Below are 25,546 nucleotides of genomic sequence, written 5' to 3' on the forward strand. Positions count from 1 at the left end.
CCTTAGTCATTTTGCTTGAAACTCAACTTGGCTGAACGCGGCCAAATACCTGCCATTAATATGGACTGCCATTGAATGAACTATCATCGCGAAAGAGCGATCCATTCATTGCATACTGAGAATTAAATCGAGATAAACTGAATGCCCTCGTTAGAGAATTGGCTTTGGAAAGACTGAGGAAGATTCCATGTAGAAACTCCCAACGCCCATAACACCGGCTTGCTACCACAGGCCATCAGACGAACTTTGGTATCGCTTCCATTGTAAATGGCAATACGGTCGACCATTGTTTTTTTATAGCTTCTCTGACAGTTATTGAAATAGTGGACCATTTGCACTGCTAATTCATTGGAATCAATCCCTGATAATGAATCCTGAACGATGCTCTTCTTCGCATCGCACAGGTACCTGATCTCGGCACTCTTATAGAAAAAATTATAGATTGCAACATATGTCAATGCATAAATACACTTTTGTAAAGCTTCTCCGCAGAATCCGTCCTTCGGATTTGGAATGAAAAAATCACATCGACCAGAGGTGTCCTCCATACCCATAAGACAGAGGCGGAACATCAAACGACTGTCGAAAACGTCGAACCATGAATAGTGCAGCGCATGCGAAGCGCGGTTTCGTAAGTGGCGTGCTGCTTCGAAATAAGGATTTTGATACGCCCCTGATCCCGAGACGTCTGAAACGATCTCTGGAATTTTGCCAAGCTGATTGACGATGGCAGAATGAACATAAGAATCAAGGTTTCCTCCGATTCCCACACTGCTCATCGCCCTCAGAGAATCGAATGATTGCTTAAGAATATTCGAGATTTGATGTCGCAATTCTTGAAGAGACGACTGCCCGCCTGCGGTTGGATTCAACCCTGGCGGTAGCCCGCGGAGGGTCTCAGTAGGTCTTTCCAATTTGGAGTTTACATCTCTCAAGGAAATATAGATCTTCCTTTGCTCGGGATAGGGACTCTGAAGCAATTTATCGACAATCTCTGCAAGCTCGTTATAGGAGTCCTTTTTCTCTCCGTTGCCAGGGACTGATTCGCGAGAGTGGGACTTAGCCCACCATTCCTCGGCGCCTATTTGACTCAAACGCTTGTAGTTCCAGCTTCTGCTGCTCACTGTGAACATAGCGACAGGAACACTTGGATCAACCAACTTGAGTTGATCCAAAACACGACTTCCGGAAAGCTGACTGAGATCTTCCTTGCTCAATCTTCGATCCCTGTCATGCCTTTCAACAGCAGGAACAAGAAAAAGGTCTAGAAAAATAAAGTCATTCTGATGAATCTGCTTTCGGTTTTGCTCAAACCATTTTCTTGTGTTTGCAAGAGCTGTGTTAATTGATTCCCTATTTTCTGCCTCAAAGAGTTTTTGCCATTCAGTAGACTCAGAGCAGGAAAGATCAATATCGAAAACAGTCTTCAACACTTTTGACCAGTCAGCATATTTGTCATCGATCAGCAATGCCTTTTTCCCCCGACCCACTCCATGCCGTTCGAACTCCTCGCGCGTAAATGAATCAAGGGTGTTCCTTTCAGCTACACTTATTCCCCATCCAGAGAGAAGATCTTCACAAAGAAAGGAGAATTTCGGGCCTGAAGAGAAATCCAGGCGGTCCACAGGCAATCGTCTGAAGGGCACAAATTCTTCATACAGAAGAATCACGTCTCGTCCTTTTGAGAGGCGCACGCATTCTTCCCGGGAGATGAACGACACGAAAGCTACAGAGGCCTTTAGTCCACTTCTAAGAGCCTGTCGCCACAATTGCATGCCGGCGTTTGCTTGTCTTTGAGAATATTTACATTTCAGGTTAACATGAATAATCACATAGGAATCCTCGTTCATGTTGACCGCTTGATCGATAAATTCCTGCGGCTGCAAGACCCTGGCTCCTAGCAATTCCGCTGGAAAACCTACCGCGCCGTCAGCATCGTCAACAATCCAACGGATCATAAGGCAAACGCTTCTCGCTCAAAATAGTGCATAGTGCATCTTCGATTTCAACACCTATGCCCGATCCGGCAAAAGAGCATCTCGAAGGGCCGATAGCGCAGCCATGTATCCCGGATCGAAACAATCAATACAGTCTTTTAGCTTTTTGCTGTTCTTCGGAGAACCTGCTAGCGCACAGACGAGATCCTCAACCGACCATTTGTTGTTCTCATCCGCAAAAGGCTCTTTGGCATATCTTTGGAATATTGAAGCATTAAGGTCTAGAAGTTTCTTCAGCCAGAGGTTATTCCTCTCCGCTCGCAGATCATTTGGAAACTCACCAGCGACAACGTTTCTTGCTCCGTCTGGTGTTAGGCATCGGTGAAGCAGTTCCAACTTAGTTTCCAGCCGAGCATCAAAGGGAAAGACCCCCTCTAATAGTTTTCTTAGCGCATCCTCGTAGCCAGACGCTCTTTCCAGTGCATCGGCTATTTCTCCCATTCCTTCAAAAGCTGGTCCCGAATTGGAGTGGTATTCGCCTTCGTAGACTAAGCGCTCCTTAAAAAGAGAGCGCAGCAGATTTTCATTTCTCTCCCTTGTACGGCTATGATACGCCGCACAGACACTCCGTGTCGGAATAAGTTTCGCAAGAAGTGTACCTATTTCAGTACCAGAAGCATTAGCTGAATCGATTACAAGAATGATATCAGGACACCGGTTAGGATCTGAGTCGATGATGTATCGCGCACCGGAGGTGGCGATAGCAATGACGGATTTGTCGCGGGCATCACCAAAATCTGCGCAATTCATTTTGCTCAAGAACTTCTTCCTCGTCGCGTCGCTTCCGTTTGTGAAAATGATGACAACTGGTTCACTCATTTTTGATTTCCCGTGCTGAAAATAGCAGTTTCGTTAAATGGTACTTACTTCGTTCCTCCATCAAGTAGCGTGCGACCGGCGAGTAGTGCAGGAAGAGCGCCCGATCCGGAAGATTCGACGGCCGGCCGCGGCCGGAAATGACAATTACAGACCTTTGAGGATTCTCTTCTTCATGCTTGCGAAGAAAGGAGTCAATGTCTGCAATAGACGTTGTTCTGAGAAGCTTTTCAATTACGCCAAGATGAATAACCAAGAAGTGCACATTTTTCCTCAGGAAAAGCCACGTTTCCATTGCTTTCTTGTCACCGTCATCGTACCGCAGTTTGTTTAAATTGAACCCTGAGCCAGCCGAAGGAAAGAGAAATACCTTCATCCATTCGAGTATTTTACAGACTGGTATCTTCTGTAAATTCTTATCGTGGACCTTTTCGGACTCGGCCTGAATTCTTTCGTCAATAACAGCGACAATTGTTGCGCCGGTCTCGGTCAGTTCCCACATGAGACGCTGTTTTTGCTCAGAACCCTCAGGCAGATTATTCATGAGAAATCCAATCGGACTGTTCGACGAATACGGCTCATAGTAAGCAAACTTGTTAACGTATGCCTCCGCCATCGCTTCTGTCAGGTCTTCCTCTAACACTCGAACACAGTTCCTACAGTTCTCCACGTACTCATGATGAGTATCACAGCTTTTGCAGTTCTTACGGGCCAAATATTCCCCATGGTTGTCAAATAGAAAGATCGGGCTTCCATTAACTGGCAGGCTTGTGACTGAAGCGCTTCCGATGGAATCAAACATACATCCTCCAGAACATCGGATTATGGAAGGCCTCGCATTGCAGAACTCAGCAGCCCACTTTTCCCAAAGGTTATTTTGAATGCTTATGATACTCATTCTTGGCCATTGATCAACTTCGGCCTTGTGTAAGGCAAGGCATCGGCGCGAGAAAATGGATTTTCTCAGCACCCCACCATTAAGATGATTTGCACGATTGGCCTGCGCGGAGTCGCCAATCAATACAGCGAACTCATGATCCCGAGGATCCCTTTCACTCTTCACTTTCTTCGCCGGTAGGGTCTCAATCCCCCATTCCTTTAAGTTGTTCAGCGTGAGATTCATGGAGTCAGGATGTATGACTAAAGCAAACTTGGGCTTTAATAAGAAGAATTCGTAACCAAGGTTATTATCATGGTTGATTCTAGCCGTAAGCAGAGGCGGTTTGTGCTCTTCGTCGATTAAATCCGGGTCAAGTTTTCGTAGATATGCGGCCGCTATTTTCATTTCGAGTACTCCCCACGCACCCCTTCGCAATCTGCCCTCTTCCAGAATGGGCCTTCGTATTTCCCTATTGAGTCTATCAACAAGATTGGAATCGCACTTATTTTCACTGTCGTAAACTTGAATTTGCCAAAATTCTGTGTTGGTCTCAACAACATCAATCCGAATATCGATCCTACGCGCTCCAGCATGCTTGGCGCAATTTCTAATGAAATTTTCCAAAATTACATATAAAGCGTGAGCACCGAGCGTGTCGTTTGGGCATGCAAATACTTTATCGGTGGAGACTTTTATTTCAATTCCGTCTGCATTCAGATCCGTTCCGCTAATCCGTTCCATCAATAACTCCTGCCAATTGAAGGCGCTCTGATCATTCGGATTAGATGGTTTCAAGTACGCACACACATCGGAATATAGCCTTTTCGGCACTGTTACTACAGGAACTGCAGTGGATATATCTGCAAGAAAGTCCATTCGCGTTCGAAGATAGGAATTGAATGTTGCTATGGTTTCTTTCATGGCAGCTTCCAAGCTCTCCGCGCTGGACAAGCGGGCTAGCACGTGGGATCCAATATTATGAGACATGTTTCTAGACATTACAGCAGCAACGGCGGCTTTTCTTGCATAAGATTCAATAGCTAGGCTGCGGAGCTTTTCTTCCAATTGAAAATCCATCATCATGGCTGGGAGTACGATTTGATATCCAATGTTCCGCCACCGTCTTTGCCATTCCTTGCTGAGGCGATTGGCAACTGCAATACTCAGAATGCTGGTCTCTTGCGCATCTTCAGTGTATCCTGATGGAGATATGCGAATGGGTATGTGGACTGGTATCGAATACCAAAACCAGTTCTCCTTGGACTTCAAGACAAAAGGCCCATAGTACTCAAGTAGCGATCGAGCCATAAAGGCAACCGCTAGCAATCCCAGATAGCCTGGAAGTTTTCCAGGTTTGCGTAACATTAGTGTCTGGACGTTGAGATATAGGAAGAGGCGGACAAGATAATCTGCTGTCATGCATGCTACATCCCCACTCATTTGTGGCGTCACTTTATCCATTTGCGAGACATCGCAACGAAGCTTTTCTAATAGCGCTTTGATAAACCAATGATGAGGCTCATCCACTATCCTGTGAGAGAACAATGCAATTCGATTCAGAATCTCATCTTTGAGACTTCGGACGATAACGTCAAGCTCATCGACGTAGTCACCAATTGCGACTATTCTTCTCCGAAGTACACTGGATTCATCTGCAACACGAAGGGCCTCAGCTATCATCCGACTGGCAGCCGGCGGATTCTCAATGTTAATGTTTGAAAGCGAATGGGGCGAGGATACAAACCGCCATTCCAGTATTGACTTACGCTGCGCTCGACTGAACAAGTAATCGTTCAAAGTAAAACATTGAATTTCGGCACCCAATTTCGTTATCGTTTTGTAGTCTTCCCAAAGAAGATTCCAATTAGCTCGACTGATTCCATGGACAGGTAACCACGCGGAGAATACTCGTTCTTTTTTATCGCGAATTGAAGGATTCCAGTAGTTCACTACGACACAGAATATTTCCGGGTCGTTTGGGTTAGCGGGCGGATAAATCGAGGTAGCGATGTTCCTATTGAACCACTTACGCCACTGATTGCTTTTTAAGCCAGCAGCTGAGTACCAATCATAGGACTCATGATCCCGGTATCCAAAATGAGCTAATGCAACTCTCAACAGGTAGCGAAATAGAGTCTCTCGCGTTTCCTTATTCTTGAGTGTTGGAGAACTGATTTTCTTTTGAGATATTTCGGAATCTAAGGTGAAGCCTTTGAATGTGAGAAGGTCTTCCCACGCCACCTGTATCGCGATGCAGACTTCGTCCCGTCCAACTTTGGCTCTCCTTAATGGATACATACGCGCAATGTAAAATTTAATTTATTGTAATACTTTCTCTGTTAGCCTCAAGCAGTGGAGAAGTCCCCCTCACTCAATTTCACTCCCACGAGTCTTTGTCGAAGTATTCTCTATTAAGAAGATCTTCCCATGCCTCTTGTACAGCCATTGAAACGTCGTCCGGTTCGAGCATAACTGTTCCTGACCGAATAGAAGGACCCTTCATTGATTCGCAGGCAACAGATGATGAATAAGACCTATGTTGCAGTAAACGCTCGCCTCAAACAATCGCTGATTCATACATTTGATTCCGTTTCCAAATTCGTGTCAACCGTTTCGTTGCGATTAGTACCACGTGGGGCACAAAAAACCAGTACGAATTCCTTGGCAGGTTCTTAAACATTTCGTAATCGATGGGTCTCAATTCCTTTGAGAACTTCCGGACTAACCGCTCTGGTGCCCAGGTCAATGACGCGTGTGGAGCAACGATTAAAAAATCCATTGAACGAAGAAAATCAGGGGAATCCTCTTGGAAAAAGTTCGAGCCATTCTTCTCAATTTCGTTAACGATGTATCTCTTCATACGTAATTCGTTCAACACTGAGAATTCATGAAATCGGAGTCCATAGCGGGAAAGAAGTCTATAGTACGAAGTAATTGTTGGCGAGAAACGGGTTGCGACGATCACACCAATGCTTTTCCCGGTGATTGTCTCGAAAATATTGTGCAGGAGAAATAGAAGCCATATCGCGGGAAGAGGGTGTTCGTCTCTCGAAAGCGCGTTAATCAACGGCACGGAACTGGTCGTGAACCATCCGCAGGCTCTGTTCGGACCTCGAATTGCCACAACATCCGAAAATGATGAAAGGCAAACAAGGGTGTCGTTGTGACTCTGATTTTTAGCCTCAATATGAGTTCCAGTAATTCCTTCTAATCCTATCCATCCACCACCCTGCCTGATCATCGAAGCTTTTAAAGAAGAGGACGTGACCGTACTCTCGGATAAGAAGCACAAAGCCAGGATCTTCCCCCGAAGAAATATCTCACCTTTTTCGGCAAGCTTTGCGATTAGGAACGCCTTGGCGATCTCATCATTTGACAGATCATGAACGGTTAGAAAGGATCTCCTGGACATAATCCTCACGGTCGCCGCATTTCAGACGAATCGGCTCCTATGCGGAACAAAGGGACAGCCTTTCCGAATCCAACTGTGGGTTTAACCGGGCTCCGAAAAGTTCGTTAAAAATCTCAATCGTCCTCTGTTGGTCGTAACCTTCTTTCAAGAGAACGGGCGAAATTCCACCGGCACCCAGTTCGCTAGCGTCTTGAAGACGAATTTTCTGACTCTCAAGAATAAACGGAGCATTGATTCGGCCGTTTTCGATCTCCTTGGCGAAAACCTTCGCCATCAAACCAGGTTTGCCCCCCATTTCATCAAGAGTTTTTTTGGGAATAGATACCAACCACTTCATAACATTATGATCAAGATATGGACATTCTAATTCGATGCCCAATTCCAACAATGGCTTGACCATACGCCCGATACCGTGTTTACCGAGCCCACTCCCGAGTTGCAAGTTGTAACGTCCCTCCGGGCGGGCTTGACCCCAAACATACCGAATGCGTTCAGGTGTTTGTCCAAGTTGGACATCGTCAACGCGTTGTAACATGAGAGGCTGGCCGGTCACCGGATCTTTAACGACCCAATCGTGATAATCACCTAATGCCTCATTGACACCTTCTCCACAAAACGCAACTTTAAATCCATCACGCCGTAACGCCTTGCCGATTAATCTCATTCCCACAGCGCAGTACGTGTTTGGAATATGGTAAAGTTCGCAAGACTTAACCGCATCCGAATATTCTCTTGCAATGTCATGCGCGGTCACTTCAACAACTCTAAACTCCAAACCAAAGTGGCTTGAAATCTCCTTCGCCCGGCGAACATCATCGCCGCCGCCGTCAACAGATAGTGTGAAAACAACCATGTTCGGGTCTAGCTGGCTTGCCACATACGCTATCGTCAAACTATCGATGCCGCCTGATAGCAATAAAGCCCTTGGGCTGGCTGATGACGCCAAGCGACGCTCAACAGATCTCTCCAGTGACTCCCGGATCCCTTGCTTAATCTGTTCGATGCCAAGGTCTTCATGTACACTAGTCCATTCTCGGACATCTTTTGCGAAATCATAAAACAGTAAACGCTCCCGCACCGTCCACTTCTTTTTTATTCGTTTGCCGAATTCGTATTGCTCCTTTGCATCAACTATGAGTGCATGCGAGTGGGGTACGGCTCGCACATAATCATATCTGTACAAAGACGGTCCAAGGTGTGACTTGATATCAGAAATGTAGTTGGCAACAACAAGGCTATCATCCGTTAATTGGTAATGCAGCGGTACCTCACCAACCCAATCGCGGCACAAGAAAACAATTCCTTGCTCCTGATCGTGGTAAGCGGCACCGTAACGGCCCTGAAGATTGCATAGGAACGCTCCACCCTGCTTTTTAAAACCATCGTACAAGAACCTGTCGAGATCAGAATTCAATCGCAAAGTCCTCATTCCACTCGAACCCCACACACGACCCTTAGTTCGCCGCAAGTCGATTAGCACTTTCGACTTCATTCTCTTCAACTCCTATGTGTTCACTTTCGGCTCTTCATTCACAGAAGATCTATTTGTGGCCAAATCAGATCCGAGATACGCTTCAATAAAGCGCGGATCATGCAAAACTGCTTCTGGTGAGCCGTTGAGAACAATCCGCCCAGTCTCCATGACATAGGCGCGATTAGCAAGTTCAATGGCTCGATCGGTATTTTGTTCAACAAGGAGAACCGTAGTACCTTCATGTGAGATTCGGTGGATTACTTTTGCAATTTCGTCGGAAACCTTTGGGGATAATCCCAGAAACGGTTCGTCAAGCAAAAGCAACTTAGGTTCGCTGACCAAAGCACGGGCGATGGCAAGCATTTGCTGTTCGCCTCCGCTGAGGAGGCTAGCCCATGTATTGTAACGTTCACGCAAAATAGGAAACAGGTCGAGCACTTTTTCTACTTTCTCGACACGAGTTAAACTCGAGACCCTGCGGCGCATGGCCAGTGCCAAATTCTCGGCCACGGTGAGATCTTCAAAAACGCGGCGGCCCTCAGGTACATGAGCTATGCCATTCTTAACAATAGCGGCAGGGGGTAGGCCTTGGAGTGGAATTTCTTCAAATTCTATTTCACCGCGAATTATTGGTACAATGCCTGATATTGCCAAGAGCAAGGTCGTCTTGCCGGCACCGTTAGCACCAAGAACGCACACCGTTTCTTCCTTCTCCACAACAAGGTTAATTCCATGCAGCACCTCGACCCCCGAGTAACCCGCATGCAAACTTCTAATTTCGAACATGTGACATCTCCAAATTACCGAGATACGCAGCAACGACTTTTGCGTCATTGCGAAACTCATCAGATGGGCCACTGAAAATCATTTTCCCCTGATTCAGAACGATCACCCGGTCTGCTAAATCTTGGACCAATTTCAAATCATGAGCAACCAACATTATAGTTAGCCCGGATGCATTCGCAGTCTTTAATACTTCAGATAAGTGTTTTCGTTCTATCTCGTTCATCCCAGCTGACGGTTCATCAAGGAGCAGTATAAACGGCTCAGAGGATAACGACCGCGCGATTTCTAGAATCCGTCTTAAACCGAAAGGCAATTGGTTGGCGGGTGTGTTTCTGTGTTTCCAGAGTCCCATCGAACGCGCCAGGCGCATTGCAAACCTCATATAAGAACGCTCGCGCCTAGATGATTCCCAAGGACGAAAAAACGCATCAATAATCGATGGACCGCTCGCGGATCTTGCATTGAACCCGACTATAATATTTTCGACGACAGTTAAGTCTGGGAAAAGCTGACTAGTTTGGAAAGTCCTCGTCATGCCGTGCCGAGCAATGGAGTGTATTGGTAGGTTAACGAGACGAATAATCTCGCCGGCTCTCCCGCGAGACAAGACTGTTCCCGAATCCGGTCGGATCTCACCGCCAATAACATTAAGAAGGGTTGTCTTTCCGGCGCCGTTTGGACCAATTATGCAAAGAATTTCACCACGAAAGACATCGAACGAAATATCGTCAAGTGCAGTTATCCCTCCAAAGTGCATGCGAAGATCCCTTGCCTCAAGCACAGTATCCCTGAGTGGAGCACTAATTAAAGAATGATCAGCAATGGACCACTTGGAGGGTCTGACGGGCGTTTCCTTTTCATCCGCACGAGAGCGGCGGCCTCTGAAAATCCCAGCAATTCCGCGCGGCGCAAAAATCATGATGACAATGACCAAAATACCGAACAGTAAAACCTGATACTGCGAATAGCTTCGAAAATACTCTTGACCAATGACAAGAATAAGAGCCCCAATGATTGATCCAACAGGGCGTCCCAATCCTCCAACGACTGAAACACAAAGATAGAGGATCGATTGGACGGTTGAGAAGGATTCCGGGCCTATGAAACCATCGAAGTGTGCATAAAGAGCACCGCTTGCACCAGCGTACATGGCACCAATGACGAAAGCGAATATCTTTAATCGAACTGTGTTGACTCCTATCGACGCAGCGGCAATCTCATTGTCGCGTAAAGCAACCAAGGTTATTCCAACGTGAGAACGGACAATTCGGGAGATTGCAATGAATCCCAAATACATCAAAGTGAATGCAATGAGCAGGTAGTTCTTTGGATTGTCAAACGTCCAGGAGCCTAGCACCGGTGCAGGAATCCCTGAGAGTCCGTTCGCGCCGCCAGTCCAGCTTTCAGCGGTTCGATAGAAGTTCGCAAGTATTTCTCCAAAACCGATTGTAGCCAGAGAGAGATAGTATGCACGCATTTTTACCGTGCAAACGCTTAAGACGAAACCCAACAGACCGGTCAGGAGACACGCCAAAGGTAAAGAGAACCAAAAAGGAAAACCGAATCTGACGCCTAGAATCCCCGAAAAATAGGCGCCTGCCCCGCATAGAGCTGCCTGACAAAGAGACACCTGACCAGTTAGACCTGTAACGAAGTTCAGACCGAACAAAGCGATCGCGCTAATGGCGGTAAGTACTATGACCCGTAGGACAAATGGGTTGGGAAGGAACCACGCGATCACCAGTCCGAAAAAAAATAAACCAGTCATTGCATATGGAGCTAGGCGTCTGGCCGTAGCTTTTAGCTTCCAGTTTTTATTCATATTCTGACTTTCCGGGCCCTACCAAAGATCCCCTGAGGCCTCAGCGCCAAAACCAGCACCAATAGGCCAAAAACAATGCCGTCTTTCCAAGAGGAGGAGATGTAGGCTGCGCCCAGATTCTCCACAATTCCCAAAAAAAGGCCACCGATAACTGCACCTTTAAAGTCCCCAAAGCTCCCAAGAACGGCGGCTGTAAAGCCCTTCAAACCCATCATTACACCCATGTTATAAGTCACATACCATATTGGTGAAATCAACACAGCAGAAGCCGCGCCCAGTGCAGAGCTTGTTCCGAATGCAAAAGCTCTGACGGTATCCACGTTTACTCCAACAATCTGGGCACCCAAAGAATCCTGGGAAGCAGCCCTCATACTCAATCCCAAATGCGTATATTTGAGGAAAATGCCAAAAAGCGCCATCAAAGTTACGGCGGCACCACCAACATAAAACAAGTGAATCTGAACAGTCACTCCTTTAAATACAAACGTGTTTATGGGGATAAGCTGAGGAAAACGATATTCCTCAGTCCCCCAAATTGACAATGCCACGCCCTGAAGCGCAACAGAAAGCCCAATAGTCCGGATCATCAGATTGATATCTGGAGCAGAAGAACGTAGCGGGGACAATGTCAGCTTCTCATAAACGACACCGAGACAAAAGCAAAGCAAGCAAGTCAATAACAACAGTGGGAAAAAACTCAGGGACAAGATGCTGGACAACAAGAGCCCAACGAAGGCCCCAGCCATAAAAAGATCTCCCTGCGCAAAATTAATCAGCCCCATCGATCGATAAACAGCAGCAAAACCAAGTGCAAGCAATGCATAGACGAAACCGTTAGCAAGCCCACTGATAATCTGTTGAAGCAACATAGTGTTTTAGTAGAGGCATTCCTACAATTGACGGTTCTCTTCAAAAGGGACGAAGCGACCATTCTTTACGGTGACCACAGAAGTCCCACGGAACTCGGCGTCTCCCCGTGTGTTGAAAGTTATGGTACCTGTAATTCCCTTGAAATCCTTGACGGCAGCCAATGAATCTCGAATCTTCTGAGAGTCAGTTCCAGCTTTTTTCAGAACCTCAGCAAGGATGTACATTCCATCATAACTTTGGGCTGCCCAGGTGTCGGGCAGCTTGCCGGTTTTTGCCTTAAACTTTTGTGCAAAAGCCTGTACTCTGGGGTCACGTGATGTGGGTACAAAGAGACAAATATTGATTGCACCCTCCACTGCTAAACCCCCGAGTTCGATTGTCTTGTCCGTCACCGGCGCCTGATTTCCCATTAATACGACATGTTTGTTGAGGTCTTTCATTTGTCGTGCAACTTGAGCAAAATCTGCGTAGTATCCCCAAAACTGAATATGCGTTGCGTTGAGATTCCGAATCTTGATCAGTTGCGCACTCATATCTAGATCACCGCGTTTAAATTTCTCTACAGTAACCGGCGGCAATCCCAATTCTCTTAACCGTTCGGCAAAAATAAGCCCGGTGTTACCAAAAGCGCTGTCTTCAATCAGAAGGGCGACTTTCTCGGCGCGAAGCGTGTTTCCCACAAACTCAGCCATTTTCGTCGCCGCTATCTTGTCATTCATCGCGCTTCGGAAGGTCCATTTGGCATTGCCCTCGGTGATCTTTGGGAGGACTGCAACCGGTAATATCTGAGGGACATGAACTTTTTCAAGAATATCCATGTACGCGGGAACATCCAAGCTAGCCGCCGACCCAATGATCACGGGAACTTTGTACTGATAAATCAACTTATTCACTGCAGTTACTGCTACTGGAGGTTCAGTTTTGGTGTCCTCCACTATGAGCTCCACTCTTCTTCCGTTTATTCCTCCAGCCTGGTTAATTTCAGCGATTGCGAGCATAACTCCATCTCTTTGACTCAGACCAAAAGAGGCCCCATTTCCAGTTAAAGGTGCTGCCATGCCTATCGAGATAGGAGCATTTTGAGCTTTCTCGACTTGTCGGTTCTCGCGACAACCAAAGAAAAACAGGATGAGAAAGGGAAGCAAAAGCTGAACTGTGAAGCGACGGGACTTCATATTGAACCCTCCAGATAAGTTATCTCGATACACTATCCTCTGATATAGAGTTATTTGGAGTTAGCCACAATGAGAAACTAACCGATTCCAGCGCAAAGAATTTGCGAATTGGGGGTTCCTCGAACCAAATTCTATTTGGGTAATCTATACACACAAAAGCAAAGATAAGCTATTCATTTGTAAATTGTTAGCGGCAACCCACCTGTCAATTCAGAAGCCGGATTCTTGCAGATTCATTGATTCACTCCAAGATTCTCTATGTCGGCAACATTATGGAAATGACTTCGGCTTACTGGTATCCTAAGAATTCGCCAAAATCGACAGAATCGAAGAGCTTCATTTGAAAAACAAAGCTATCAATAAAGAGCCTCTAGATTCCCCCTCAAAAGTCCCATCGGGAACGCTATCTCATATTCGCGTGAGGTATTCAGAAACGGACGCACAGGGGATCGTCTACCATGGCCAATTCTTCACCTACTTCGAGGTTGGAAGATTAGATTTGTTGCTTTCTATTGTCGGGAACGCCGAGCACGCCGGGAAAATTTGGGAAAAATTGGCCATTGTCTCAGCCCAGTGCGATTATAAGAGGGCAATACAGTTTCCAGATATTATTGATGTGGAAACACGCGTTACAAAGGTCGGCAAAACAAGCTTCCAATTCGGCTATCGAATACATAATTCCGAGAGAAACCTTGTTGCGGAAGGTCAGACCACTCTCGTTTACACAAATCGAAATAACGTCCCGTCCATAATTCCGTTCAATTTTCGTCAAAAGCTCTTGGAAAGGCTGCAGAACTAGATTGATGATTTGTGTAGGGATCGGAACTGTCATTCCGTCCAAAGTTATTTTTTAGTCACTATCACCGCGTCGTCGATCAAGAACGTTGTCTGCTTGGAGCCATTTTCGCTGCCGTAAAACCGGATGCGAATCGTTTGCCCTTTGAAGCCTGAAAGGTCAAAGGATTTCTTTGCATAAGTGGATGATTTATTCAGGTTGCTGTATATACGCAAGGTTTTCAGCAGATTTCCCGACCTGTTCAGGATCTGGACTTTCAATTTGTCGTTCGAATTTGTGGTGGTTGTTTCTGCTGTAACAACTTGTAAATAGAAGCTCAGGGTTGCGTTGCAGGCGTTTGATGGGATCGTGATCTGCTGATAGAGCCAGCTGGTGCTGGATGTCCCTTTTCCGTTGAGCTGCGCCTTCCAGCTTCCGCGCCTTGCCGGATATTTCACGCCACTGTTGATAATGCCTGATGATTTGACGGACCACTTTACGTTGCCGCTTTCAAGGCCCGGATTCTTCAACAATTGTGACGTGATTCCGCATGTCGTTGTGAAATTCCATTCGGAACTGTAGGCGCTTTTGCCGCAGGAATTCGTTCCACGCACTCTCCAGTAATATTTTCCGGGCGTAAGGCCCGGCGAAACAGTCCAGGATGTTCCCGATGTCTTAGCAGATCTCACGAAATTTGAAAAAGCTGAGTCGGCGGCAACTTGAATCTCGTAGGACGTTGCACCGGAAGCGGAAGTCCATTTCAGTGTTGCACTGGTAGAGATACCAGTAGACCCATTGGAAGGGCTGATAAGCGAAGGAACGGATGGGAGCGTACAGCCGGCAGATTTTGTTTGGAAATTCCAGGCTTGCGTAAAGCTCCCGTTGACGCAACTGTTTTCTGCACGAACTCGCCACCAGTAGTTGGTTGCATTCGCAAGAGAAGGAGAAATAGTCCAAGTTGTGCCACTGACAGTCTGCGCACGAACGACGTTCCCAAATGACGTATCGCCTGCAACTTGAACATAATATGAGGTTGCGCCCGTTGAAGCCGACCAATCGAGTGCGGGTGCAGTTGTTGTACCCGCAGCACCATTAGCAGGACTGACAAGCGCAGGAGCAGCGGGAGTGCTGCACTGCTTTGTCTGAAAAGTCCATGTCTGACTGAAAGCGCTTTGCGAGCAGGAATTTTCGCCGCGCACATGCCACCAGTAGGTTGTGCCAGTCGCAAGCCCCGGGGTGATTGCCCAGGACGTTCCTGTGGTGCTTTGCGAACGAACAATATTGTTAAATGAAGAATCCGTTGCTACTTCGACTCTGTAACTTGTCGCGTTGGAAGCGGCCGACCAATCCAAAGTTGCAGTGGTTGAAATACCTGTGGATCCATTCGCTGGACTTACTGGAGATGGAACACCAGAAGAACTACAGCTGGGCGGTTGTTTCCATCCGGCCGCAATAGGCGCTTCGTAATTTAGAGCACGGTGATTATCCGCTTCATCAGGAATTCCAGTAGGATCGCCATTGTTGTTAATGTTCGGGTTGCTAAAATAAGTGATCTGGCAGCACAAAATTCCCTTATCCTGGCATTCATCGGGATACGCCATAATCGTGTACCACCCGCCGTTGCATACCGGATCGATGAACTCCAGATGAACAAGACCATGGCTGTAAGGAAATGGATTTGAACCAGGATTCACATACTTGTCATGATTGCCTCCGAGGCAGTGGCCGACTTCATGCGTGAAATCGTAAGGAGTGACGCATCCCTGCTCAACCACCACGCTAAAGGGACCGACCTGATTTGCCTTTCCGCATCCGTTTGCATCCTTGACCCACATGCTGACGAGATCAGCACTATACTGATCTCGCAGCGCAGCTATCTGAGAGTTGTTTGATAGGTGCTGTAAATCTGTGTCAACGGAACCCGATTCAGTGATGCTCGTTTGTCCTGAGTAAACAAGCCGAAGTTGTGCATTGACCTGGCTATCAGAGAAGATTCGATTTGCGGTTGCAACTGCATTGTGAATTTCGCTGTTAATAGAGCCGTTAGCGCGAGCAGCTGTGTAGACAATCATTATGTCGATCGTTGACGCGGATGCAGCTTCCTGAAAAGACGACAAATCGCGTGAAGTAGATTGCTCGCGTGATTGCAACCGGTCTGGAACGTCATTATGCCTGCGCCAATGTTGTTGATTGAGTTCGCGAATTACATAAAGGCCGTCAGTAACACGATGGATCTGATACATTCGACCGCTCACATTCACGTGACCTTCAGCGACACTGCCTTCTACGACAAGAACAACCAGGCTGAATCTCGCTTCTGGGACATATCCAATCCAGGTAAAGCTGGATTGTGAGCGGCGGTAGAATTTCGTGTTGACGGAAAGGAATGATGCATCCCTGAAAAACGGGAGATCAATGGTCTTCGCCGGCTCTGATCCGGCTAATAACCGGTCCGCCTTTAAGATAGCAAACCGATGGCGAAGTATCATGGGATTACTTCGTTCGCTAGCATCAAGAGCTGACCGGGAAGCGCTGTCCGGTTCAAACAGAACTTGCGTGCCCGAGTTTGCATTACTTGACCAGCATGGCAGGCAAATGATCGTGAGAACCAAAATAATTGTGAGCTGAATCAGGTTTCTCATGCGTTTCGCATCCTATTCTTGCTGTAAGGACTAACCATTCCTTTCCTTTACTCACCTTCGTTTGCGAGACTTTCTTTTCGTTTCACGAAGTCTTCGCAATTTCTCTCGCACGACAACTTCAACAAGATCGACCTTTGACACTGAAATGATTCACACTTGCGCCAAACTCAACGAAGGCTCTGCGTCTCGCGAATCCGCAAGCGAGTCACGATCCACAAGAACTGATTCTTCTTTCACGGCAGACGATGAATCAGTCAGATTGATACGAAAGCGATCTACGGCCTCATCTCTCACTTCATCGAACACACCAAAGCTACCCAATAGAAGCGGTGTTCCCTTTCGGCGAGGAGCGAGAGATGTTACGATGCGCACCAAACAGTAGCGGGCGCGCCATCCCACAAACTCCATTGGCGGAGGTGAAGTGCCACAGTTTGAAGCTGGCAGATAAAGATAGATGACCCCTGAGGGCTCTGATATCAGGAGCTGACGCGCAGCCGATTCCGCAGCACGGAAAGTTTTGAAGACACCTAATCTCTGCGGCAGCTCATCCTTCTCAAATGTCGAACCGGTCGTGTAATAAAATCTCATGATTTTTTCTCTTCTTTTTTGGTGAGCATTTTATGGTTCTTCTTTTTCTTCTTGTTTGTTTTTTATTTTTTTTTTTTAGTCGATCATGTTGATCAAGTTGAACAACGGGCTGTACAGGCTGACGACCGTGAATCCGACCAGAAGCCCGATGACAACAATGATCGCGGGCTCAATGACTGCAGAGAACTGCTTGATGCGCGCTTCCACTTCTGCTTCATACATTTGTGCAACGTTCTGGAGCATCTCTTCCATCCTGCCGGTCTTGGCCCCGACCTTTACGCTGGTTTTGAAGAACTGCCGGAACGCGTAATGCTGTTCTATCGCTTCCTCCAGACCCATTCCTTTTCGTATCGGTTCGATCATGCCCAAGAGCGCTTCCTTGTGCTTCATCAGACTTGCGGACTTTGCTCCAAGCTCCAGAGATCTATGAAATGTCTGGCCGGCGCTTACGAGCGTTCCCATGCTGCGCGAAACGAGCGCAAGTGATGACTTTTCCATGATTTCGCGAAGCAATCGCCATTTGCAGAGATATCGCTCGATCACTCGCTTTCCTTTTTCGGTGCGACAGTATCGCCGAAAGGCAAACACGCCAGCTGTTACTCCTGCTGCGATCAGAACGATCCAGCGCGCAATAAACTTCGATATGCCCATGGTGATTCTGGTCATCAACGGGAGCTGTGCACCAAGTTCGGCATACATGCTTGCAAAGGTCGGCATTACCTTCCAGTAAATAACCAGTAGCACAAGTGATCCGACAAGAATCAAAATCGCGGGATAAATCATCGCCTGTTTCAGCGTGCGCTGAAGGTTCCCCGCGCTTTCAGCTCTGCGGTATAAGACTTCCATCATTTCGGGAAGCTTTCCGGCTTCTTCTCCTGATTGCACGAGCGCAAGAAAAACTGGATCGAATACACCAGGATGCCTGCTGAAGGCTTCTGAAACAGTCATACCTTTTTGGAGATCCTTCATGATGATTGAAAGTGCCTGCCGGAAATTTTTGTTTTCGCTTTCTTCCAGAATATTTTCGATTGCTTCGATCGGAACCATTCCGGAATCCAATTGCTGACCGAACTGCTTGCAGAAAATCGCAAGCTCCAGATTGGATACTTTTCCCGCTCCCGTTACGGGAGTGTTATCCCGCAATGCGCGGACGCTGATTACGCGAAGGCCACGTTTATGAAAAATCTTTTGTGCGTGTTCAACCGTGGTTGCCTGAACATGAAGTTCCTGCCGCTCTCCTTTCTTTGTATAGGGTTCGACAATCGCCTTAAATAATGTCAGTGTGGGAAGAGCCTGCGTTTGTTGTTCGGTTTTCTTGAAAGGAAAAGGAAGTTCGCCAATAAAACCCTTCAAAGTCCTTTTTGCTGTCTCGATCGTCCCCTGCATAAGCCCAACTCCTCTGGTATTTATTTCTCAATAAGCCGTATCTCGTTTTTGAGATACCGGCATCCCAATTTGCATATATCCCGCTTAACGGATCTCTTCAGCTCCTGATTCCCATTCATGCGAAGCAAAATGGCGGAGCAAGAGCTATGCCAAATTGTTTTGTTGAATGCAGGATGGGACTTCCTGTCGCTGGCGGAATGAATCCAGAGTTTATTGATCTAAATGGGTCTTATGAATCGTGGCGAGTCTAGCTTTGTGAAGACTGTCTGACAATCTCTTATCCGGAACAAAACCGATCTTATTTTCAGATATCGTTAAATTGATTAAGAGGCCTGCATGTTCATAATATTTGCACGCATCTGCAACATCCTGTTTGTGCTCTTCGCTCAGTTTGGAAATGTCTACCAGAATTCCGCCATCGGGCGTCGCGCTAATGAGTTCAGCTTTATCCGCAGCGCTTGGAACATCGAATAATACGCTGTCCAGCGCCAAATCAATCAGGTTTTGAGTTGCAGATTCTTTGGCTGTGTCCCAGTCTTCGTTGGAGATGAGTTTAAAATAGGCACCAACAACGTGACTATCGTTGCGCTGGCAGTAAAACGCGCAATCCATGAAATATGAGTCCGCGTGAAAGTCGTATCCAGGGCCTGAATAATGCATTCGGGAGTCACAGGTTTCACAGAACGGATGATCAGGAGATGTATCCCCACACTCGTTCCGATACCATTTCTCCGGCGCAATCTTGATCTGGAGTCGGATGGTCAAGCCGCAAAGCGGACAGCGAAAACGAGAGTTCCCGATGGAGTGCATTTCCGTGCGCATCCGCGCACAGGCGCAAGTTACCAGGTCCTGGCTGATGATCATCTGTTCCAAGTATAAAGGAAGGAGAAAGGGAAAGCAGCAGTTCCCTCGCTGTCAAACGAAATTGAGGAAAATCTAAAGAGGAGATAAGAGAAAAATGAAAGTCTGCCGCGATTAACATGTGTTTCGTTTGTTATTATAGTTATGGCGATTTCGTTCTCCGCTATACTTGATTTGAAGAAACGGGTCGTACTCAAACACATATGAATGATAGAGATCTTCATCGAGCGTTAAAGACAGAGATTCTAGGAGAAACTGCATCTGGGGGTGTCAATTTCGTTGTGGCAAAACTTCAATGGAGCAAGGACGATATCGGCTGGAGTCTACATGCTTCGCCTCGATCTTACGGTTTATCCGGATATCAACTCACGGATTTCCTGAGTCACTTGGGTTTACCCGCAGCGTCTGTCCATTTTTTGGCGGCCAGGAATGTTATTCCCGTTGGGTTGATCTGAATTTTGACATTAATACGTTCGCAGTTGTTTTCGATGGCGCATTTCACAACGTAACGGCTGCGCAGGGTGACCTCCAAAGATGCGGATTCTTTTTTGCCCAGCCCGAGGGTTGGGGATACTTCTTCGGGCGCCATTCAAGTGGTGGTCGCCACGACCGCCAAATGTCCGGTGATGGTCATACTGCGATGACAACCAAATTCATGAAGCAATCTGAAGATGAGGTTTTTCAATACAAGTTTACCTGGCTTGAAACCGGATATGAGAAAGGATGGGTAATACATTACGGCCCGAAGCATCCGCCAATGTCCTCAGAACTTCAGAGTGCCTTTCAGTTTCTTGGAATGCAACATTTTCCGCAATGTCCGGAATACGATTTCGAATCGTGTGATTGGCGATCTATTGCCTTTAAGTCCAGAGGAGATGCTCCTTGGGATAGCAATGCTCAGAACGCCCACGGATGGTTCGATTCGCATGCACAATACTTTTCACCGGGAGTGCAAAGGTTGCTAACTGCCAATGCAGAGATTGAAAAAGTCGGCTTAACTTTCTTGCCATTTCCAAAACCCGAAGTACGACTTAACAGAGATCTTGAGAAAAAAACTGTACGCCCAAAGTCCAAGACCAAAACACAAGACCTGAATCAATTCGACGTTGCTATTTCCTTCGCTGCGACTGAACGCGAACATGCCGAAAGATTGGCCACTATGCTGAGAGATGCCGGTTTTGCAGTATTTTATGACGATTTCTATACGGAATACCTTTGGGGAAAGAATCTCTTCGACACGTTTGACGAGATTTTCAGGAAGCGTGCTCGTTTTTGCGTGATTTTTGTTTCAAAAGATTACAAAGAACGAATCTGGACCGATCATGAAAGACAAAGCGCTCAGGCGCGTGCACTAAATGAAAAAGGCAAGGAATATATTTTGCCTATAAAAGTAGATGACGCCGAGCTTGATGGAATGCCTCCTACAATTGGCTATCTTCCACTTGATAAAGGCATCGACAAAATAGCCGAACTGCTGATCAAGAAATTGAATTCCTGAAACTTCAGCCTGACCGCAGTTACAACACTATTCATCCCTGTGTATCCAAAGATGGCGAATGGCGGCAAGGATGGCTGACAAATCAGCGACTGAAAAGCTCGTTGTTCAATCTCCAAATAACGCCAGATCGGCGAGTTAAGCAAAGAAAGACCCTTATTTGGGTAGTGGCGGTTTAAGGTATACGGCCTCAGGGAATTCTGGATGATCCTTCCATTGCGCTCCATATTCGTTTCGTAGTTTGTTGGAGCGCAGGTTATAGTCAGCTGCGACCATGCTTATGAAGTAGCATGCCGTTCCTGCCGTAACCTCTTCGGGTAAGTTCCATGTTTCTCCGTCCTCATTCAAATCGACGTATAGGAGGCTCACTCTCTTCTTATACATCTGGCCGGAGGCCTTTTCTTTGACCAGCTCAGCGCGTTCCGTGATTGCTTGAAACCACTCAGCGTAAAGAGCCCGCTCCTCCGGATTGTTCCAATCAACCGTACTCGGGTCTAGAGCCTTTCCATATTTCTCTTGTTCTGTGCCGGAAAGGAGAGTGTGTATGCCAGCCCTGCTTTCAATCATCTTTGATGCATGATTATCGGAGGCGTTTCGAACCTGCGTCACACTGATATTCTCTCCACTCAATGCTTTCTTCCGAAGGCCGATCAGGATTTCCGATTTACCGATTTCTTCTCTGCTGAAGGATGCAAGAATGAGTGAACCGGAATACTGTTTCGTTTCATAAAGTGCCGCCGCACTCGTAAGAAGAAGGCCGGCATTCCGCATCGCATGGAATGCACCCTGAAGAAGAGTCAATTCGGAAACATTCCTTTGATTGGCCATCGTTATTCCTTCTAAATGTTTTGAAGAAAATCCTTCAGCGCCCCAAAAACTTTAACGGTTAGGTCTGGAATGCGTGATATCAGACGATTGAAATTTTCATCATGCGTTACAAAATTTTCAGCACATGACGCGTAAATCGCGTGCTGGATATCGGTTCTGTCTCCGGATACCGGCTGGAGAGCTTCAAACATTTCCCCATATACAAGGGAGTAACTGTACGCGAGCACGGCTTTGAGACGAGGGGAATGCTTCAAAAGATCTGGTATTCCATCTTTTGCGTTGCATTCGTTCAAAAGGTCATACCGCGTAAGGATACCCTCTGAATTGTACTCCAGAAAATGGTCGTACAATTCTTCAAATTCCTTTTCCGTCTTTTCTCCAGCGCTGATTGCTTTTTTCTTGCCCGCCACAAAGTTTTTGAGTATCTCTTTTGAATGATTCATAAAACCGATCTTTTCTGCTCGCGCTTCCTGCATCAGATTTTTAAATTCTTCGTCTTTTGTAAAGAGTTTGGGATTATGCAGAAAAGAAATGACTCGATCTTTGAGTTTGCTGTCCTCGATATACGGTGAAGGGATTTGCTCCCCGGAACAGAAAGCTTTTATCTCATCGTATACGAGGTCATTATGCCCTTTGAATATCCGATTCCAGTTCGTGATCCGCAACATGAATTGGAAACGCGCTGTCGGATCAAACGTCTCAGAGCCGGAATGGAGTGATTCCTCAAAATTTAGCAGGCTTGGCACAATGTCGAACTTACCGCTCCGAACTGATGCTTCCAGTAGTTTCCGACCGTCCTGAGTGATGCCGTTTCTCAAGCTGTGAAGATCCACAAATACGTTGGAATCAAAATAAACCGTCTTCCGCATTGTGGATAACATCGATTTTCAGGCGCGGTTCTTCAACTCATTTTTCCCAGGCCTAACTGATGATCATCGGTCCCAACATAAAAGGAAGGAGAAAGGGAAAGCAGCAGTTCCCTCGCCCCTTCTTTCGTATCAGGCAGCCACAAGTCGCGAGTACCACCCTTGGAGGTAACGCGTTGCGGCGCCTTCTTTCGAAGCGAGGATGAGCCTCCAGATTTCGCTTACACGGTCTTGCAAAGGAAGGTTCATGAGCTTCGCAACACACGAAGCCAACTTCCCTTCCCGAACTGACACGCGCGTTTCAAACAAGAAGCGTGTTACGTTGCTGCGGCAATTGCTGCAACTGATCGTTGTTTGTCCAGCAACTACGAGCCGGTTACACGCATAACAAGGAAACGTTTTTGCGAAACGGATTGTCTCTTGCATAGCTATGCCCTCCTGCCGGAAGCACATGCAAATTTGTGCGGGCCAGCAGGAGGGATAGCTCATGCAGTTTTGCTGTTTCCCTTTCCCTAAATTTCAAAGAGCAGATCCCGAGATTCCGGGACCAAACAGATGGGAAGCAAGCTACTTGCCAAGACCTGGGGGGCCTCAAATTTACTTTGAGGTATTTACTGCGATCCGCTATTTTGCAAGATCGCCGCGGTTCGGCAGTTTGGGATGCAGAAAATGCCGTGAAAATGGATTTCTGACTGGGCTAAAACTAGGCTAGAAAAAGAACAAAAATAACCAATCTGAACCAAGCTTACCCAAGATCTCTCGAGGAGGTTAAGGCGTCCCCATGGGGATTTGAACCCCAGTTACCAAAGTGAAAGTCTGGTGTCGATCGGGCAAACCATGCCCATTCAGTCATAATGCAGTTCTCATGCCATTCGGAGGCACAACTCCAATCGAGAAGAAATGGTGAAGAAAATTGCTTCAAAATACTCAAAGGTCGAAAAGTTTTAGTGCAGATAAGAAAGGTTTTCGACTTCCACCCGTTCATGATCTAGGCATTGCCGGAACGAATTGCAAGAGTATCGAGCACGAATCGACTATTTTCGTTCAATACCTGAACCGTAGTCGTTTGGCAAACCCTTTGCAATTTACAAAAGATGTGAAGACAGCAAAGCCCTTTTCGGAACAACCAGATCGATCAGTAAACAGAAGTAAAATGGCTGCCCGCCAAGAGCTGACGTCTTTGGATTCGGACCGGTATATGACCAAAAAGGAAGCCGCTACCTATACTGGCCTCAGTGTTCGTACGCTGGATTCCGCAAGAGACTTACGCCGTTACAAACCAAGCGGAAAAGTTCTTTTCAAAAAATCGGAAATTGACGCTTGGATCTTTAAAAGCAAAGTTCAGCGCATCGATCTTGACAGTATTTCCAAAAAAGCAAAACTTGTGATCGATGAACTGCGGAAAACGGGTTAGGTCTATTTTTTTCCTTTCACAACTGAAAGAACTTTCCCCTTTTCTTCAGACTTCTTGAACGACGGAAGCTTATCGACTGCCTGGCGGTTACTGCCAGGAATCAGATGGGTGTACGTGTTTACGGTCAAGGTTATACTGCTGTGTCCCAACTGATCCTTTACATAAGCAAGAGACTCACCTTGCTGAATCAGCATCGACGCAAACGTGTGCCGCAGATCATGAAATCGAATCCGGCGAAGACCGGCTCTCTCAATATTTTTCAGATAGTGCCGATGATAGACATTCTTCATATCAACCGGATTTCCATCTTGATTTGCAAATACCCATTTAGGAAGTCGGTCTTCACTCCATTTAAGTTTCTGTCTCTCCAGATGTTCCTTCAGTTCATTGAATAACGCCGACGACATATCGATTGTGCGGATTCGATTCGTCTTTGTTGGTGTAACCTTCCCTCTGTTGTTTACAATTCTTCTGACAATCATCAGGCGTTGATTCCAATCGATATCACCCCATTGCAAACCAGCGATTTCCGCTGAGCGCATTCCAGTATGAAGTGCACAGAGGAAAAGCGCAAAGTAGTCTGGTGAATTTTCCCAAACCGTTTTCAAAAACAGTTCCACTTCCTGCCGATTGTAGATTTGTACTTCATGAACTCCCCCAAAAGTATTTTCGTCTTCATCTGTTCTTCCGCGAACTTCACGGTATAGGCGATGCAGCTTGATGGCAGGATTTCTTACTATAAGTTCATCTTCCAGCGCGTGATTCAGCATTGCGCAGAGTTCCGAAAGTACAATCCGGATCGACGCTTTGGCAAGACCTTTTGCAATAAGAGTTCCGACAAACTTCTTCACTCGTTTTCTTTCAAGATCGCTCAGGGGGATTTTCCCAAGTTCCGGCAGAATGTGAAGCTCAAAGCTGCCATCGTAGCTCACCCTGGTGGATTCCCGCACTCCAGCTGTAAGATATTCTTGCCTGAACTGCTGGTAATATTCAGCCACAGTAATATCTCCAGAGTCATAATCTCCGGTTTCTTCAAATTGGAACTTCCCTTTGGCAAGTAATTTCTTCGCCGCTCTGGCGTATGCGCTCGCTTCTTCTCTGCTATGGAAGCTGTTTGCTTTGCGTCTGCCATACGCTTTGATGTCAACAATAAATCGATTGCGGTAGCGCTTGTCCTTGCGAATTGTAACGCCCATTTTATTCCAATTCCCCGATGGCCAAAATCAGGTGACCCTCTGCCAGGTTGTTATTTCCACACTAACAAAATGCAAACGAAAATGCAAACAGGAATTTTAACTTGATTTTCACTCTGCGTTTGGCGAGGTGATTTGTGCAGTTTTCCGAGGAGCGTTGAAAAATGAGCCGTGCTGGACTCGAACCAGCGACCCTCTGCTTAAAAGGCAGATGCTCTACCACCTGAGCTAACGGCTCAATGCGTCTATCGCGTCGCGCGTCTGCC

Annotated in this window: 20 protein-coding genes and 1 tRNA gene; 2 read left to right on the plus strand and 19 right to left on the minus strand. The window is 46.7% G+C overall.

Features of this window, described 5'->3' with window-relative positions:
- Window positions 1–122: 122 nt before the first annotated feature.
- The 14 genes from L0156_10345 to L0156_10410 all read right to left on the minus strand — a co-directional run bounded on the left by L0156_10345 (window position 123) and on the right by L0156_10410 (window position 20,073).
- A complete protein-coding gene (locus L0156_10345; GenBank protein MCI0603400.1) occupies window positions 123–1,958 on the minus strand; it encodes a hypothetical protein in 1,836 nt (611 codons plus the stop codon).
- Between the two features lie 54 nt (window positions 1,959–2,012).
- Complete coding sequence (locus tag L0156_10350) at window positions 2,013–2,816, minus strand: hypothetical protein (protein MCI0603401.1); 804 nt, start codon at window positions 2,814–2,816, stop codon at window positions 2,013–2,015.
- On the minus strand, window positions 2,809–5,991 hold the full coding sequence (locus tag L0156_10355; GenBank protein MCI0603402.1) for a hypothetical protein: 3,183 nt from the start codon (window positions 5,989–5,991) through the stop codon (window positions 2,809–2,811). Before L0156_10355 ends, L0156_10350 begins: the two co-directional genes overlap by 8 nt.
- A 259-nt stretch (window positions 5,992–6,250) precedes the next feature.
- Window positions 6,251–7,105 carry a hypothetical protein gene (locus L0156_10360; protein ID MCI0603403.1) on the minus strand — a complete coding sequence of 285 codons (855 nt, stop codon included), beginning with the start codon at window positions 7,103–7,105 and terminating at the stop codon, window positions 6,251–6,253.
- A 37-nt stretch (window positions 7,106–7,142) separates the two neighbouring features.
- Window positions 7,143–8,519: an asparagine synthase-related protein gene (locus tag L0156_10365; GenBank protein ID MCI0603404.1), complete on the minus strand. Its 1,377-nt coding sequence runs from the start codon at window positions 8,517–8,519 to the stop codon at window positions 7,143–7,145.
- Between the two features lie 90 nt (window positions 8,520–8,609).
- The gene (locus L0156_10370; GenBank protein MCI0603405.1) at window positions 8,610–9,365 is read right to left on the minus strand and encodes an ABC transporter ATP-binding protein; all 756 of its coding nucleotides are present in this window, start codon (window positions 9,363–9,365) and stop codon (window positions 8,610–8,612) included.
- Window positions 9,352–11,187: a branched-chain amino acid ABC transporter ATP-binding protein/permease gene (locus L0156_10375; protein ID MCI0603406.1), complete on the minus strand. Its 1,836-nt coding sequence runs from the start codon at window positions 11,185–11,187 to the stop codon at window positions 9,352–9,354. The genes L0156_10370 and L0156_10375 overlap by 14 nt, the downstream gene beginning before the upstream one ends.
- The gene (locus L0156_10380) at window positions 11,184–12,056 is read right to left on the minus strand and encodes a branched-chain amino acid ABC transporter permease (protein ID MCI0603407.1); all 873 of its coding nucleotides are present in this window, start codon (window positions 12,054–12,056) and stop codon (window positions 11,184–11,186) included. The genes L0156_10375 and L0156_10380 overlap by 4 nt, the downstream gene beginning before the upstream one ends.
- Before the next feature lie 21 nt (window positions 12,057–12,077).
- Window positions 12,078–13,265: an ABC transporter substrate-binding protein gene (locus tag L0156_10385; protein MCI0603408.1), complete on the minus strand. Its 1,188-nt coding sequence runs from the start codon at window positions 13,263–13,265 to the stop codon at window positions 12,078–12,080.
- An 810-nt stretch (window positions 13,266–14,075) separates the two neighbouring features.
- Window positions 14,076–16,649, minus strand: a complete 2,574-nt coding sequence (locus L0156_10390; protein ID MCI0603409.1) for a M12 family metallo-peptidase — start codon at window positions 16,647–16,649, stop codon at window positions 14,076–14,078.
- Between the two features lie 150 nt (window positions 16,650–16,799).
- On the minus strand, window positions 16,800–17,237 hold the full coding sequence (locus tag L0156_10395; protein MCI0603410.1) for a hypothetical protein: 438 nt from the start codon (window positions 17,235–17,237) through the stop codon (window positions 16,800–16,802).
- 75 nt (window positions 17,238–17,312) lie between these two features.
- Entirely contained in the window at window positions 17,313–18,623 is a 1,311-nt protein-coding gene (locus L0156_10400; protein MCI0603411.1) for a type II secretion system F family protein, read from the minus strand.
- A gap of 210 nt (window positions 18,624–18,833) precedes the next feature.
- Entirely contained in the window at window positions 18,834–19,235 is a 402-nt protein-coding gene (locus L0156_10405) for a hypothetical protein (GenBank protein MCI0603412.1), read from the minus strand.
- Between the two features lie 631 nt (window positions 19,236–19,866).
- Window positions 19,867–20,073 (minus strand): hypothetical protein, encoded by a 207-nt coding sequence (locus L0156_10410; GenBank protein ID MCI0603413.1) that lies wholly within the window; start codon window positions 20,071–20,073, stop codon window positions 19,867–19,869.
- A 51-nt stretch (window positions 20,074–20,124) separates the two neighbouring features.
- On the opposite strand from L0156_10410, the gene L0156_10415 reads away from it, so the two are divergent.
- On the plus strand, window positions 20,125–20,982 hold the full coding sequence (locus L0156_10415) for a TIR domain-containing protein (GenBank protein MCI0603414.1): 858 nt from the start codon (window positions 20,125–20,127) through the stop codon (window positions 20,980–20,982).
- A 153-nt stretch (window positions 20,983–21,135) separates the two neighbouring features.
- On the opposite strand, the gene L0156_10420 is transcribed toward L0156_10415, so the two are convergent.
- The 3 genes from L0156_10420 to L0156_10430 all read right to left on the minus strand — a co-directional run bounded on the left by L0156_10420 (window position 21,136) and on the right by L0156_10430 (window position 23,099).
- Entirely contained in the window at window positions 21,136–21,807 is a 672-nt protein-coding gene (locus L0156_10420) for an AbiV family abortive infection protein (protein ID MCI0603415.1), read from the minus strand.
- A gap of 11 nt (window positions 21,808–21,818) precedes the next feature.
- On the minus strand, window positions 21,819–22,676 hold the full coding sequence (locus tag L0156_10425) for a hypothetical protein (GenBank protein ID MCI0603416.1): 858 nt from the start codon (window positions 22,674–22,676) through the stop codon (window positions 21,819–21,821).
- Between the two features lie 129 nt (window positions 22,677–22,805).
- Window positions 22,806–23,099 carry a hypothetical protein gene (locus tag L0156_10430; GenBank protein ID MCI0603417.1) on the minus strand — a complete coding sequence of 98 codons (294 nt, stop codon included), beginning with the start codon at window positions 23,097–23,099 and terminating at the stop codon, window positions 22,806–22,808.
- Window positions 23,100–23,826: 727 nt separating this feature from the next.
- Here L0156_10430 and L0156_10435 point away from each other — a divergent pair.
- On the plus strand, window positions 23,827–24,087 hold the full coding sequence (locus tag L0156_10435) for a helix-turn-helix domain-containing protein (protein MCI0603418.1): 261 nt from the start codon (window positions 23,827–23,829) through the stop codon (window positions 24,085–24,087).
- Window positions 24,088–24,089: 2 nt separating this feature from the next.
- On the opposite strand, the gene L0156_10440 is transcribed toward L0156_10435, so the two are convergent.
- Together L0156_10440 and L0156_10445 are read right to left on the minus strand one after the other, a co-directional pair.
- Entirely contained in the window at window positions 24,090–25,283 is a 1,194-nt protein-coding gene (locus L0156_10440; GenBank protein ID MCI0603419.1) for a site-specific integrase, read from the minus strand.
- 162 nt (window positions 25,284–25,445) lie between these two features.
- A tRNA-Lys gene (locus L0156_10445) sits at window positions 25,446–25,518 on the minus strand.
- Window positions 25,519–25,546: the final 28 nt, after the last annotated feature.

The organism is bacterium, assembly GCA_022616075.1.
In the GTDB taxonomy this organism is placed as follows: domain Bacteria; phylum Acidobacteriota; class HRBIN11; order JAKEFK01; family JAKEFK01; genus JAKEFK01.